Raw genomic sequence first — 14,275 nt, forward strand, 5'->3', positions numbered from 1 at the left:
TTAAAGAGCTACACAGTTAAAGAGCTAAGCCGTGTCGGGACAGGGTGCCCGAACATTTACCGTTCTCATTCTTCAGGAACAACAATAAGGCGTCACGTCACCTTCAGGAGTTATTGACATGCAAACCGAATCCAGAAACCTGTTTGTCAACGTCCGGGCCAATCCGGCGATGGTTGTTCTGGTGGTGCTGCTGATCGGCTTTCTGGTGCTGATCCCCGTTACGTACCTTATGGTGCAAGAAGGGGTGGAGCGCGACCAGGAGTATTTGCAGCAGGCCGCTGAACTGCGGGCTCAGGCCTACCGCCTTACCGCGTTATCACGGGAAGCTATTGAGGGTGATGAACAGGCCTTCGATGAATTGAACCAGGTGGTTGCGACCATGACGTCCACCTGGGACTCCTTGCGCAGCAGCGATCCGCGCACGCGAGCCCAACTCAGCCGCGAGTTCAACAACTATGCCCAGGTGTGGAACGGTATGCGCTCGAGCGCCAACACGATTCTCACCAACCGCGACACCATTATCTTCCTGAACGAAGTGGGTCGCACCTTGAATGACTCGCTGCCCGAGCTGCAGGCAGAGCACAACAACATCGTGGAAATCCTGCTGGAAAACGATGCGCCGGCGGAGCAGGTCTCTCAGGCTCAGATGCAAAGCTGGCGTGCGGAACGTATTGGACGGAACGTGGACCGTATGTTGCGGGGTGATGCGGGCGCCTCTCGGGCAGCGGATCAGTTCAACCTGGACGCCAACATTTATGGACGGGTGCTGACGGCGATGCAGGAAGGGGATGTGGCGATGCGCATTAGTCAGATTACTGACGAGGAAGCGCAGGAATCCCTGACTGAAATTGCCGCATTGTTTGATTTTGTAAACAGCTCCATTCAAGAGATCTTCGAAGGCTCTCCGGCACTGCTGGATGCCTTGCAGGCCAACGATTCGCTGTTGGATAACAGCCCCGCTTTGCTGGAAGCGGTTTCCGCTATTTCCGACCGCATTGCCGAGCAGGCGCCCTTGCGACAGCCCAATAACCTGACCATTCTGGCGCTGGCTATCGCAGCGGCGTTGAGTTTGGCTTTGATTGGTGCTTTGCTGCTGCGCAGCACCCGCCGGCGCCTTGAGGAAACGGCGGAAACCAATGAGCGTAACCAGGCTGCCATTTTGCGTCTGCTCGATGAGCTGGCGGATCTGGCCGACGGTGATTTGACCACCACCGCCACGGTGACGGAAGACTTTACTGGCGCTATTGCGGACTCTATCAACTTCACGATTGACCAGCTGCGTATCCTGGTAACCCGAATTAATGAAACGGCAGTAAACGTATCGGCGGCGGCTCAGGAAACCCAGCAGACGGCCCTGCATCTTGCCGAAGCCTCCGACCACCAGGCCCAGGAAATTGCCGGTGCCTCGGCGGCGGTGAACGAAATGGCGGTAACGATTGACCAGGTATCGGCCAACGCCGCGGAATCCGCCGCCGTAGCGGAGCGGGCGGTATCGATTGCCTCCAATGGTGCCAAAGTGGTGCAGAACACCATCAACGGCATGGACACCATTCGTGAACAGATTCAGGACACCTCGAAGCGGATCAAGCGTCTGGGTGAATCGTCCCAGGAAATTGGTGACATCGTGAGCCTGATTAACGACATTGCCGACCAGACGAATATTCTGGCTCTGAATGCGGCGATCCAGGCGTCGATGGCCGGTGATGCCGGGCGTGGCTTCGCGGTGGTTGCGGATGAGGTGCAGCGGCTGGCAGAACGGTCGGCCGCGGCGACCAAGCAGATTGAAGCGCTGGTAAAAACGATTCAGAACGATACCAACGAAGCCGTTATCTCGATGGAACAAACCACCTCCGAAGTGGTACGCGGTGCTCGCCTGGCGCAGGACGCCGGTGTGGCCCTGGAAGAGATCGAAACGGTATCCAACAGTCTGGCGGAATTGATTCAGAATATTTCCAATGCGGCGCGTCAGCAGGCATCGTCCGCCGGTCACATTTCCAACACGATGAACGTGATTCAGGAAATCACCACGCAAACGTCGGCCGGTACCAGTGCCACAGCGCAGTCGATTGGTAACCTGGCAGAAATGGCGATGGACTTGCGAGAGTCTGTTGCGGGCTTCAAATTGCCGGAAGACGCGGAGGGTCGGCAACCACATCAGCCCCTGCCTTCCTCTTCGGATGACGATGAGCTGTTTGCCGGGTTGGAAGAGTATGACGAAGCCGGGGAAGATTCGTTTTCTGAGGTGGAAACACTGGAAGAAGTGGATTTGTCCGATGTGGATGACCCAACGTTTCCTGAAGGCGAGGAAGAAGACCTGTCTGACGATGAGCGGGCTCGCAAACGTTCGGATCATGAGTTGGTGTAACCTGGGCTCTCGGCGACGCTTACGGGAAGTGAGTATTTATGGTGTGGTCTCTGCAGTCGACGGAGGAGTTTACCGAAAGCCAGTTTGTGCAGTGGAGCAAGCTGGTGGAGGAGCGCACGGGGATTCAACTGTCTGTGCAAAAAAAGGCGCTATTGCAGTCACAGGTTTCCATTCGCATGCGCGAAGTTGGCTGCACTGACTATAACCAGTATTTTCAACGGGTCACCAGCGGCCTGGCGGGGTTAATGGAGTGGTCGATCCTGGTGGATCGGCTGACGGTGAAAGAAACCAGTTTTTTCCGCCACAGACCATCCGTGGAATACGTGCGCCGCACATTGCAGAACCGCATCAATAACCGGCAGCTGGATAACAGCTTTGATATATGGAGTGTCGGTTGCGCCAGTGGCGAGGAACCTTACTCGTTGGCCATGGTGGTGAACGATTGTTTCGAGCTGGCCAAGCTGGAGCCGTACTATGGCATCACGGCGACCGACATCAGTTCATCAGCGCTGTCGAAAGCTCGAGAGGGGTACTATCCCGCACGCCGGCTTTCGCCGCTTCAGCCGGACGAGGTGCAGCGGTATATGATTCCCGACGAATCCGGCCAGTACCGGGTGGCCGATAAATTGCGGGAGCGGGTTTGTTTCAGTCAGGGCAACATCACGCAAATACGAGCCATGCCGGTGATCAAAATGGACGTTATCTTTTGCCAGAATCTTCTGGTGTATTTTCGGCGCTGGCTGCGTCGGGACATTCTCAATGCCTTCGCCGAGCGTCTCAAGCCCGGCGGTGTGTTGATGATTGGCCTTGGGGAAGCCGTGGACTGGGAGCACCCGGGTCTACGCCGTGTGGTAGGCGATCAAGTGCAAGCCTACGTTCGCGACGAGCGACAAAAACAATGAGGAAGGCTCTGCATGTCTGACAGCCGAAATTTCGTTGCGCTGGACTGGGTGGTCCACGAAATCGTGGAAACCCTGACAGAGGCGCGCGATGCGCTTGAGTCATACGTGGCAAATCCACGGGACCAGGCGCGTCTGCGCTTTTGTTTGACCCACATCCATCAGGTGCACGGTAGCCTGCAAATGGTGGAGTTTCATGGCGCGGCCATGATGGCCGAAGAAATGGAATACCTGGCGCAGGCGATGCTGGAAGACCGCACCGCTAACAGCGCCGAAGCGCAGGAAGTATTGATGCGCGCTATCGTGCAATTCCCGGTGTACCTCGAAAACGTCAAAGTATCGCGGCGCGACAATCCCCTCTCCCTTTTGCCATTACTGAACGATTTGCGGGCTGTGCGGGGAGAGAATTTACTCACCGAGACTCGTCTGTTCAGCCCTCACCTGGCGCCGGCTCAGGAAGCTCACGGAGAGCCATTGCCGATGCTGAGTAACCCGAAACAATTTCGGGACACGGCACGAAAGCTGCGCCAGATGTATCAGTACGCCGCCGCCGGGTTTATGCGGGGTGTCAATCAGAGTGACAATCTGGGCTACCTGAAGAAAGTCTTTGAGCGGCTTTACAAGCTTACCCGCGGAACTCGCCGGCAGGCGCAATGGCATATTTGTCTGGCGCTGGCTGAAGCGCTGGAGCAAGGGACGCTGGACGCCAACGTCTCGATCAAAAACCTGCTTCGTCAACTGGATCAGGAACTCAAAGCCCTGATTGCCGAGGGGCCGCAACGGCTTTCGACGGCCTGCGACGAGCAGTTTCTGAAGAACCTTCTGTATTACGTGGCTCGCGCCGTAAAGCAGGTGGATGACCTGCCTGACGACTCCTATTTGAAATCGGTTTACCAGCGTTACGAGCTGGAAAACGCATTGCCCGAAAGTGAAAGCAGCGCCCAGGATGAGGATGGGCAGGTGCTGCTGGGTGTGCCAGATCCGGAAGCGTTAAAGTCGGTTGTCTCGGCATTGAAGGCGGAACTCGATACGATCAAGCAAGCACTGGATGTCTCTCTGCCCGATGAAGAGCGCAAGCAAACGCTTATCGAAACGTTGCCCACACTCAAGCGCATGGCAGACACGATGGCGGTGCTGGGGGCAGGGCAGCTGCGCAAGCAGCTACTGGAACAAACCGAGGAGCTGGAGCGCGCAACGACCTTGGAGGGCGTTCTGGATGAAGCGGCGCTGTTGGCGTTTGCAGGTCGAATGCTCGAGATTGAAAGCGGACTTGAAGCCTGGTCGGCGACATCGGGTCGCTCCAGCGATTCGGAGACGGTGCAGGCAGAATTGAATTTGTCCCGAGCTCAGGAATCGGTGCTGCGAGAGTCCCGCAGCGGTTTGGAGCAGGCCAAAGATGCGGTGGTGGAATACATCGCTTCGCAATGGGACGCCACCCACTTGCAAACGGTGCCGGGCACGTTGCGGGAAATTCGCGGCGGGCTGGATATTGTGCCGATGTCTCGTCCCGCTCGAGTGATCGGGGCGTGCGCACGGTTTGTGGAAGAGCAGCTGCTGGCCTCAGAAACACCGCCAGACTGGTCGCACCTCGATACTCTCGCGGATGCCATCACCAGCGTGGAATATTATCTGGAGCGCTTTAACAGTGAGCACGCCAATGATAACGAGCTATTGCTGCATGTGGCCGAAGAGCGCGTTGCGCAACTGGGTTACGCGGTAGCACCGAGTAAGGTGGCGCCCGTGCCTGAGGTTCCGGAAGCCGCCACCGGGCATGAGGACGAACTCGAAGACAGCGAAGCGATGGCGGCATTCAATGCGGCCTATCAATCGGCAACGGAATCAGCAGCAGATGGCGCTGGCGATGCATCGCTGGATGCTTTGGAGCAAGACGTTCTGGAGCAAAACGTTCTGGAGCAGGAAGCGTCGGGAGAGGCGCTTGCGGATTCAGAGGCCGAACACGACTCGGAGAGCGAGACGGGCTACTCTCTGGAGGCGTTGACCCGGGAGGCGGAAGCGCTCGACGCTTTGCCGCAGACAGCCGGGTCGCCGGAACAGAGCCTGCTGACTGACACGGACAAGGCCGCTGAGTCTCAGGATACCGAAGAGACGTCGGAGCAAGAGGACGTCGACGCTGAAATTCTGGATATCTTTATCGAAGAAGCTGGCGAGGTTTGCGAGGCGATCGATGAACATTTCCCCCGCTGGGCCGCAGACTTTGGTGATACAGACGCGCTGACGGAATTCCGCCGCGCGTTCCATACGCTAAAAGGCAGTGGGCGCATGGTGGGTGCGACCGATATCGGGGAACTGGCCTGGTCGATTGAGAATATGCTCAATCGTGTGCTTGATGGCACCGTCGGGCCGGATGACCGCCATGTAAAAGTCATCAATGCCGTACGCGAACTGTTGCCCGATATGATTGCGGCTTTTCGGGATGCGCTCCCCAACCCACACCCACAACGTACCGACGCCTGTGCCCGCTATGCGGACGCGCTTTCAAAAGGCGAGGAGCCCCAGGATCTGGAGTTGGTCGCCGCACAGGACACCGCTTCCACGGCCTCCCGCGATGCCGATGAGACGCACCAAGCGGCAGGCACTGAAAAGCCGGAAGAGGAAGATCGCGACTCCCAGCTGTGGGAAATCTTCGGTGTAGAGGCGCTCGCGCATTTGCAAGTGGTCGAGCAATATATTCGTGAAATGGAAGGCGTGGCACCGCTGTTTACCCCGCCCAGTGATGCCACCCAGAGAGCGCTGCATACGCTGAAAGGCAGCGCTCATATGGCGAGTATCAATCCGGTTGCCGAACTGGCGACGCCGCTGGAGCGCTTCGTCAAAGAACTGCGCACCTATCAGGTTAATATTAACGAAGACATCCTGCAGTTATTGCGGGATGCGGTGGAGTACACCACGAGCGCTTTGTCAGATATCGAACGGGGTGAGCCGGTTGAGATCCCCCGTCTGGGACAGTTTCAGGCGAGAGTAGCCGAACTCAGGGAAATATTTATCGCACCGCTGGTGCGTCAGCAGGAAGCCGAAACGCAAGGGCAAAAGACCATTGACCCAGAGTTGCTCGCCATCTTTATGGCCGAGGAAATGAACCTCTTGCTGGATGCCGATGAGATCATTGAGCGCTGGCGCCAGCACCCGGAAGATCAATCGCCACTGGTGCCGCTTCAAGAGGAACTCGCCACTCTGACCAAAGGTGCGCTTCACGCTAATTTACCGCCGATGGCCGAGTTGGGTGACAAGCTCTACCGCATTCATGGGGGTGTGCTGCATGGGCAAATCCCTTGCAGCGATGATCTGTGCCGGGATCTGACGGCGGCCCATATGGCGCTATTGGATCTGGTGGACCAGGTGGCGGTCGGACAAAACCTGGAATTCGCACCGGAAGCGGTGCAGGCGCCTTTGGACCAGTGGTTGTCGGCTCTACAGGAAACGCAAAGCGATGAGCAGCAGGGGGCTTCGGAAGATTCGGAGCAAAGCCCGGAAGAAGGTCCGCAGGAAGGTCTGCAAGACGGCCCGCAACAAGAAGGCCCGGGACAAGAAGACCCGCCACAAGAAAGCCCGCCACAAGAAGGTTTGGAAGCAGACGAGGACGATATTGACGAAGAAATCGTCGACATTTTCCTGGAAGAAGCCTCCGATCTGCTGGAAGACATCGACCGGGCGCTGACGGAATGGCAAGAGGACTGGAGCAATCCGGAGTATGCCGAAGATCTCAAGCGATCCCTGCACACATTGAAAGGCGGTGCACGCCTGGCGGGCATAACCGACGTCGGAGACCTGGCTCACGACTTTGAAACCCTGCTGATCGGGATGCGTGAACGAGATTCCATCGATCAGGCGTTCTTCCAGCGCCTGACGGATCTTCAGGACAAAATTCATGCGGGTGTGAGTCGAGTCGAGACACCACACGAAGGCGGAAACGGTGAAGCCGTGGCCCCCGAGCGTGTGAATTCCCTGGAGCGCATGTCGTCGCCCGAGGTGGATAACATATTGCCGTTCACCGCAAAAGCCAAACCGGGCACGACCGCCACTACGGCTCCCGACATGCCGCCGGGTGGAGCACTGAGTGCCACGGCTGGTGCGGGTGGTGGGGCCCCGTTGCAGCAGTTGGCTGCCCGTCGCAGCGGTCCGCAAGAGGTGGTGCGAGTCTCTGCCGAGTTGTTGGAAGATCTGGTGAACCTGGCGGGCGAGACATCCATTACGCGCGGGCGTATTGAAGAGCAGGTGGGCGACCTCGGTTTAGCCATTGATGAGATGGACTCAACGATCTCGCGCCTGCAGGAGCAATTGCGACGGCTCGATATTGAAACGGAGGCACAGGTACTGTTCCGGCAGGAACAAATGGAGGCCCACGAAGAGTTCGATCCGCTGGAAATGGATCGCTACTCCCAGTTGCAGCAGTTGTCCCGCTCTCTGATGGAGTCGGCCTCGGACCTGCTGGACCTGAAGAATACCCTGGCGGACAAAAACCGTGACACCGAAACCCTGCTGTTGCAGCAGTCCCGCATCAATACCGATTTGCAGGAAGGGCTGATGCGTTCGCGCATGGTGCCGTTCTCCCGGCTGGTGCCCCGTTTGCGCCGCATCGTTCGGCAGGCCGCCACAGAACTGGGCAAGGACGTGAACTTCGAGCTGGATAATGTCGAGGGCGAACTGGATCGCTCAGTTCTGGAGCGTATGGTAGCGCCGCTCGAACACATGCTGCGCAACGCCGTTGACCACGGTATTGAACCACCGGCTGACCGGGAGGCGGCCGGTAAACCTCGAACCGGTCGTATTATGCTTGGCCTGTCCCGGGAGGGGGGCGAAGTGATTTTGCGCCTGGCCGATGATGGTCGTGGTATCAATCTCGAACGGGTGCGCGCCAAGGCTGTTGAGCGTGGCCTGATGACCGAAGACGCGCAACTGAGTGACCGCGATATCATGCAGTTTATTCTGCACGCAGGCTTTAGCACCGCCGATAAAGTCACCCAGATTTCCGGTCGCGGCGTTGGCATGGATGTGGTGCACTCCGAGATCAAGCAACTCGGCGGTTCCATGTTCATCAACTCTGTATCCGGCAGTGGGTCGGAGTTTATCGTGCGCCTGCCGTTCACGGTGTCCGTCAACCGTGCGCTGATGATTCAGATTGGTAACGATTACTACGCAGTGCCGCTCAACACCATTGAGGGGATTGTCCGGGTCAGTCCGTTCGAGCTGGAGCATTACTACTCGGACGAAAACGCGCGTTTCGAATATGCGGGTGAACAGTACCGCATGCGGTATCTGGGCACCATGCTGGATAGCGATACCCGGCCAAAGCTCGACGGCCAGTCACTGCCTCTACCCGTGGTGTTGGTGCGCAGCGCCGAACACACCGTGGCGTTGCAAGTGGATCGGCTGCTGGGCAGCAGTGAGATCGTGGTGAAAACCCTGGGAGTGCAGTTCAGTGCCGTGAGCGGCGTCTCTGGCGCCACGGTGATGGGCGATGGCAGCGTCGTGGTCATTCTCGATCCGCATGCGTTGATCCGGGAAAAGCTGGCGCTGGGTATGCCCAATGCCACGCTGCTTGAAGCGCCTGAAGCCGCACCGGAAGTCCCCGAGGAGCGCGAACGTGTGGTGATGGTGGTGGATGATTCGGTGACGGTGCGCAAGGTGACGGGTCGCTTCCTTGAGCGCGAGGGCTTCCGGGTGATCACCGCCAAAGATGGTGCCGAAGCGTTACTGATGCTGCAGGATCAAGTGCCGGATGTCATGCTGCTGGATATTGAAATGCCGCGCATGGACGGCTTCGAGGTGGCCAGTAATATTCGCAGCAGTTCCCGGCTGAGCGATCTGCCTATCATCATGATTACCTCCCGGACGGGAGACAAGCATCGCGAGCGGGCGTTCGGGATCGGTGTGAATAAGTACATGGGCAAGCCCTACCAGGAAGAGCGGTTGCTCAACAATATTCATGAGCTGCTAGAGATCGAGCGAGTGTAGCGACGGTGAAAACGCTGCGCGTTGGTCTGATGGTTGACAGCCCCCACAAGCGCCAGTATTTGGTGCTGAGTGTTCGGGAAGCTGGGCATCAGCCATTGCCCCAGTTGACGGGGCCGGTTGACCCGGTCGATGCGGATGCCTGGATTGTGGATATGGCCTTCTCCCCCGAGCAGGACATGCCCGCCGAGGTGCAAGCCTTGCTGGAGCAGAGCCGCATTCCGGTAATTGTCAGTGACAGCAGCGACTATCGGCCCGGTGGGGAGCCCCATCGAGCCTGGTTGAAACGAACGCTGAGCAAACTCAAGCAGCTGGCGGGTGATATTAACCTGCATCGGGCGCCCTGTGCGCCCCGGCTCTGGGTGTTGGCCGCCTCTACGGGAGGTCCGGCAGCGGTGCAGCGGTTTATGGAAGCGTTGCCCTCGGGACTTGGGGTTGCTTTCCTTTACGTGCAGCATATCGATCACAGCTATGCAGACACCCTCGTCCGCATGATGAGCCGTTCGGGGTATTCGGCGGCCTCCGTCGCGCAAGGCGCGGTGCTGGCGGCAAACCGGTTACTGATCGTCAGTGGCGAACCGCGCGTAGAACTTATGGAGAATGGGACCCTGGCGCTTTCATCGAAGCCCTGGCAAACCCCTTACGTGCCATCGGTGGACTGTTTGGTCGCTCAGGCGGCGCGCCTTTATGGCGATCGTCTGGGATTAATCATTTTTACCGGCATGGGCGACGATGGTGCCTCGGCGGCCCGCCTGGTGAAGCGTTATGGTGGCCGTGTCTGGGCTCAAAGCCCCGAGGATTGCATCAGTGCCTCAATGCCTGAAGCCGTTATCGCCACCGGGGCGGTAACGGTCATCGACACTCCCGAGGGGCTGGCCCGGCAGCTAAGTGTCGAGGTGGCCGGCTCAGATCCGTCCAGCGCCGATCCATCTAGCGCAGATCAATCAATTGAGGAAAGACAGAGCTATGAGCGTCCCGCAGCCTACTGACGCACCGGATACTCGGGAAGTCGCCAGCCTTCTGATCCCCATACAGGGGCAGACGTTGCTAGTGCCCAATGTTTCGGTGGCGGAAATTGTCCCCCTGGGGCAAATTGATACGGTGTCCGGAGCTCCTGGCTGGTACCTGGGGGACTACCACTGGCGGGACCTGACGATCCCGTTGGTCTCGTTCGAAGTGTTGTGCGGGGGCGACCAGGCAGCCATTGGGAACTCCGCCCGGGTCGCCGTGTTCAATACTACTGGGGTCAGTGAGCACATTCATTTTGTGGCCCTGATGGCGCAAGGGCTTCCCCGTCTGGTGCGAGTGACGCCCGATGAGTTACAGGTGAGAAACGAAGCGGCCGGTCCGTTTGAGCGGATGCCGGTACGGTGGGCGGGCGAAAGTGCGGTGATCCCGGATATCCCCGAAGTTGAGCAGCGGGTATTGGATTACCTCAAAACCCGTGTCGAGTAGTCATCAGTTCTGAATGATTAACGAGCCCAGATGTCATGCGGATGAATAGAGAAATGATCAAGCGCGTATCAATGGCCCCCGCTGCAGGTTTACTGGTCGGCCTTGTCCTGACCGCCTGCGGCGGAGAGCGTGAAGAGCCGTTTGATCCCGGTGAGTCCGACGAGGAAGAGGTGCGCGATCCGGTCAATTCACGGCTGTTGACCAGCGGTAGTTTCAGCGACGAATTTGGCAGTTACCCTGCGACCACGGGCCATGGTCGCCGCCTGCTGATCATTGATAACATGGACGATTACGCCGATGTGATGTCTGAATACGAAACGCAGTTCGTCTCAGAGCCCGATTTCGAGGAGGGACAGGTTTTTCTCTACGATAGCGGCTGGGTTGACGACAGTGGTTGCACACAACAAGTGCTGCTGGATCGAGTGCAGGCGTACAGCATCACTGACGACGACACCGTCGGCGAAATCGAGCTGACCTATGATCGTCGCCGGGTGAGGGATGGCGACGTGTGCGACGGTGAGATCCCGTATCGTGAATACGAAGTTCATTATATTGAGAGCCAGGCTGATTTGTTGATGGTGGAAACCATTCCAAACGTGAATGACGGCCTCGGGTCATCGTCCGCTAGCTCGAGTTTATTCAGTTCGAGTTCGTCCAGCCAATCTTCCTCAATGAGTTCTCTCAGCAGTTCATCGATTTCTTCGTCCAGCGACAGTGGAGCCTTCTGAATCGTTTAATCACAGTTGACCCAGGGAGGAGCGTTTGGAGTACTTATCCACGTTCAGCAATGTAGTTATGGCGATCGTTTGGGTCGCCTATTTCCAGTTTTTCTTTTGGCAGTATCGACGGTCCCGTCGTCCCTATTTGGTTATCCATCACGCGCAGAACGAAGATCCTGAAGCACTGTGTCTGCTGGTTAATATGAGCGAATCCCCGGTGCATATCCAGTGTGTGCAAGTGGTCGTAACGGATCAGCAGGGCGAAATTAGTGTGTTGGGCGTCACCCAGTATGAGCGTGTGGACGGCGACGACCATAACGTTCAGCGCAGTCTGCGCCAGGGTCCGCTACGGTCCGGCGATTTCCTGGTGCTGGGAGCCTTTGCGGATATTGTCCGAGGGCGAAACAGCACCGGGCAGATTTTGCAAAAGTTTGACGATATTCGAGCACTGGAAATTCGGGCGGCCGCCATCCACGGCCCCAGCCCATTTCCGGTGGGTGTTCGGCGAACCTTCACTGTTCAACACGAAGAGGATGGCGCGTCCATTACCCCCTGTAATGTCCATACCGAACAGCTGACTCGGCGCAAGGATCGAGCTCAGGTGCGGCGCTGGCTTGAGGAAGAGCTACAGCCGCAGCGGAAGGGGAAGGCGCAGTCTGACCGCTCGGACCAGCGCCCCAGGGCGCTGAAAGCGTCTAGCTAGCGCCCGAGCATTGCTACTTGGAGAAGTCTCCCCACAGGTACTGGGCGAGACTGATGGCGGCCAGCGGTGCAGTTTCCGTACGCATAACGCGAGGCCCGAGTGTTAATGGCTGACAACCGCGCTGCAGCGCTCGATCAATTTCGTCATCCGACAAACCGCCTTCCGGCCCGACCAGTAGGGATACCTCGCCGAGAGGCTTTTCGGTGGGCAGGCCCCGGCTGTCACGGTGGTGTAGGACAAATAGGGCGCGGTCGGGTGTGTTGCCGGGCGCCTGGTCGAACCAGTCATCGAGCGTGAGCGGTGAGCGGATGATCGGCAGCCGATTGCGTTGGCATTGTTCGCAGGCGCTGATCATGACCTGTTGCCAGTGCTCCAGCTTTTTCTCCAGCCGCTCCCCTTTGAGTTTGACTTCAGAGCGCTCTGTGAACAGTGGCGTGATACGGGTGGCCCCCAGTTCTGTGGCCTTCTGGAAAATCCAGTCCATCCGGTCGCCACGCGATAGGCCGATGGCCAACTCCAAATCCAGCGGCGATTCCCGGTCTGCGGGGTGAAAATCGCCGATGTGAACACTCACCGCTTTCTTTCCCGTCTCAAGGATCTCCCCCTCAAACTCGCCGCCCTGACCATTGAACAGGACCAGTGGCCGACCCGCCGTCATGCGCAAAACCTTGCTCAAATGATGGGAGGGGGCGGCCTCCAGCGTGACCACTTGACCGGAAGCGAGAGGTTGGGCGGTGTAGACCCGGGGTACGCGCATGAGCGCCTCCTGTGCAGTAATGAGTAGAAAGTCGGTGACTGGGGGCCCTGTCCTCCCAAACAGACCTGTGGAGCGGATTATGCTAAAATCCCGCCCCTAAGTCAGTCCCCGTTTCTGGAGAACCCATGGCCAACCGCCGCGCCCAAGTCGATCGTAACACCCTGGAAACCAAAATCCGCGTCAGTCTGGACCTCGATGGTGAGGGAAAAGGCACGTTTGACACCGGGGTGCCATTTCTTGAGCACATGATGGACCAGATTGCCCGGCATGGGATGATCGATCTGGACGTGACCTGCGATGGGGACACCCACATCGACGATCACCACTCCGTGGAGGATATCGGCATCACCATTGGTCAGGCGATGGCCAAGGCCGTGGGTGATAAAAAAGGCCTGCGCCGCTACGGCCACGCCTATGTGCCGCTGGATGAGGCGTTGTCTCGCGTGGTCATCGATTTTTCCGGTCGTCCGGGGCTGATGATGGACATTCCGTTTACGCAAAAGCGCATCGGTGCCTTCGATACCGAATTGTTCTCCGAGTTTTTCCACGGTTTTGTCAATCACGCCCAGGTGACGCTGCACATCGATAACCTGCGGGGGCACAACGCTCACCACCAGGCGGAAACCGTGTTCAAGGCGTTCGGTCGGGCGCTGCGTATGGCGCTGGAAGAAGATCCGCGTATGGCGGGCAAGATGCCGTCTACCAAAGGCAGCCTGTAAAACCGGAGTCAGCGCGCTATGAGTAACCCGCAAATTGCCGTTATCGACTATGGCATGGGCAACCTGCATTCGGTGGCCAGTGCCCTGAACCATGTCGCTCCGGAAGCCGATGTGCTGGTCACCAGCGATCCTCAGCAAGTGCGGGACGCCGACCGGGTGCTGTTCCCGGGTGTGGGGGCGATTCGTGACTGCATGGCTGAAATCCGCCGCCTGGAATTCGATGTCTTGTTGCGCGAACAAGTGGCAACAGGCAAGCCGGTGCTGGGCGTTTGTGTGGGCATGCAGGCACTGATGACCCACAGTGAAGAAAACGGCGGGGTGGACTGTATCGATTTACTGCCCGGCCAGGTGCGCTTTTTTGGCCAGGGCCTGACCGATGGTGAAGGGCATAAGCTCAAAGTGCCTCACATGGGTTGGAACCAGGTGCATCAAAACGAGCACGTTTTGTGGGCGGGCATCGAGCAGGACACCCGATTCTATTTTGTGCACAGTTTTTACGTGGAAGCCGGTGATGCCTCCCAAGTGGCTGGCACTTGCGAGTACGGACAAACGTTCTCCGCCGCGCTGATGCAGGACAACCTGTTTGCCGTGCAATTTCACCCGGAAAAAAGCCATACCGCCGGCCTGCAACTGCTGCGCAACTTCGTAGGTTGGGACGGCACGTCATAACATTGAACGTTAACCCCTC

Annotated in this window: 10 protein-coding genes; 9 read left to right on the forward strand and 1 reads right to left on the reverse strand. The window is 58.1% G+C overall.

The window, feature by feature from the left end; translation table 11 throughout:
• The first annotated feature begins 118 nt into the window (after positions 1-118).
• The 7 genes from ACQCLF_RS07865 (at position 119) to ACQCLF_RS07895 (ending at position 12,111) form a co-directional block, all read left to right on the forward strand.
• On the forward strand, positions 119-2,365 hold the full coding sequence (locus tag ACQCLF_RS07865) for a methyl-accepting chemotaxis protein (protein ID WP_426985980.1): 2,247 nt from the start codon (positions 119-121) through the stop codon (positions 2,363-2,365).
• 38 nt (positions 2,366-2,403) lie between these two features.
• Positions 2,404-3,267: a CheR family methyltransferase gene (locus tag ACQCLF_RS07870; protein WP_426985982.1), complete on the forward strand. Its 864-nt coding sequence runs from the start codon at positions 2,404-2,406 to the stop codon at positions 3,265-3,267.
• A 12-nt stretch (positions 3,268-3,279) separates the two neighbouring features.
• A complete protein-coding gene (locus ACQCLF_RS07875) occupies positions 3,280-9,237 on the forward strand; it encodes an Hpt domain-containing protein (protein ID WP_426985984.1) in 5,958 nt (1,985 codons plus the stop codon).
• 29 nt (positions 9,238-9,266) lie between these two features.
• Positions 9,267-10,223 (forward strand): chemotaxis protein CheB, encoded by a 957-nt coding sequence (locus ACQCLF_RS07880; RefSeq protein ID WP_426985986.1) that lies wholly within the window; start codon positions 9,267-9,269, stop codon positions 10,221-10,223.
• A complete protein-coding gene (locus ACQCLF_RS07885; protein WP_426985988.1) occupies positions 10,201-10,689 on the forward strand; it encodes a chemotaxis protein CheW in 489 nt (162 codons plus the stop codon). The genes ACQCLF_RS07880 and ACQCLF_RS07885 overlap by 23 nt, the downstream gene beginning before the upstream one ends.
• A 35-nt stretch (positions 10,690-10,724) precedes the next feature.
• The gene (locus ACQCLF_RS07890) at positions 10,725-11,417 is read left to right on the forward strand and encodes a hypothetical protein (protein WP_426985990.1); all 693 of its coding nucleotides are present in this window, start codon (positions 10,725-10,727) and stop codon (positions 11,415-11,417) included.
• 67 nt (positions 11,418-11,484) lie between these two features.
• Positions 11,485-12,111, forward strand: coding sequence for a hypothetical protein (locus ACQCLF_RS07895; RefSeq protein WP_426985992.1), 627 nt, complete (start codon positions 11,485-11,487; stop codon positions 12,109-12,111).
• 13 nt (positions 12,112-12,124) lie between these two features.
• Here ACQCLF_RS07895 and ACQCLF_RS07900 read toward each other — a convergent pair whose 3' ends face one another.
• On the reverse strand, positions 12,125-12,868 hold the full coding sequence (locus tag ACQCLF_RS07900) for a 16S rRNA (uracil(1498)-N(3))-methyltransferase (RefSeq protein ID WP_426985994.1): 744 nt from the start codon (positions 12,866-12,868) through the stop codon (positions 12,125-12,127).
• A gap of 125 nt (positions 12,869-12,993) precedes the next feature.
• Between ACQCLF_RS07900 and hisB the strand changes: the two genes are divergently transcribed.
• Positions 12,994-13,587, forward strand: coding sequence for an imidazoleglycerol-phosphate dehydratase HisB (gene hisB, locus ACQCLF_RS07905; RefSeq protein WP_426985996.1), 594 nt, complete (start codon positions 12,994-12,996; stop codon positions 13,585-13,587).
• A gap of 18 nt (positions 13,588-13,605) precedes the next feature.
• Entirely contained in the window at positions 13,606-14,256 is a 651-nt protein-coding gene (hisH, locus tag ACQCLF_RS07910; protein ID WP_426985998.1) for an imidazole glycerol phosphate synthase subunit HisH, read from the forward strand.
• Positions 14,257-14,275 lie beyond the last annotated feature (19 nt).

The organism is Marinimicrobium sp. ARAG 43.8 (assembly GCF_050113635.1).
GTDB lineage: Bacteria > Pseudomonadota > Gammaproteobacteria > Pseudomonadales > Cellvibrionaceae > Marinimicrobium.

Coding starts and splice junctions, on each gene's coding strand:
- ACQCLF_RS07865 (WP_426985980.1), top strand. CDS start 119: ATGCAAACCGAATCCAGAAACCTGTTTGTCAACGTCCGGGCCAATCCG.
- ACQCLF_RS07870 (WP_426985982.1), top strand. CDS start 2,404: ATGGTGTGGTCTCTGCAGTCGACGGAGGAGTTTACCGAAAGCCAGTTT.
- ACQCLF_RS07875 (WP_426985984.1), top strand. CDS start 3,280: ATGTCTGACAGCCGAAATTTCGTTGCGCTGGACTGGGTGGTCCACGAA.
- ACQCLF_RS07880 (WP_426985986.1), top strand. CDS start 9,267: ATGGTTGACAGCCCCCACAAGCGCCAGTATTTGGTGCTGAGTGTTCGG.
- ACQCLF_RS07885 (WP_426985988.1), top strand. CDS start 10,201: ATGAGCGTCCCGCAGCCTACTGACGCACCGGATACTCGGGAAGTCGCC.
- ACQCLF_RS07890 (WP_426985990.1), top strand. CDS start 10,725: ATGCGGATGAATAGAGAAATGATCAAGCGCGTATCAATGGCCCCCGCT.
- ACQCLF_RS07895 (WP_426985992.1), top strand. CDS start 11,485: ATGGCGATCGTTTGGGTCGCCTATTTCCAGTTTTTCTTTTGGCAGTAT.
- ACQCLF_RS07900 (WP_426985994.1), bottom strand. CDS start 12,868: ATGCGCGTACCCCGGGTCTACACCGCCCAACCTCTCGCTTCCGGTCAA.
- hisB (WP_426985996.1), top strand. CDS start 12,994: ATGGCCAACCGCCGCGCCCAAGTCGATCGTAACACCCTGGAAACCAAA.
- hisH (WP_426985998.1), top strand. CDS start 13,606: ATGAGTAACCCGCAAATTGCCGTTATCGACTATGGCATGGGCAACCTG.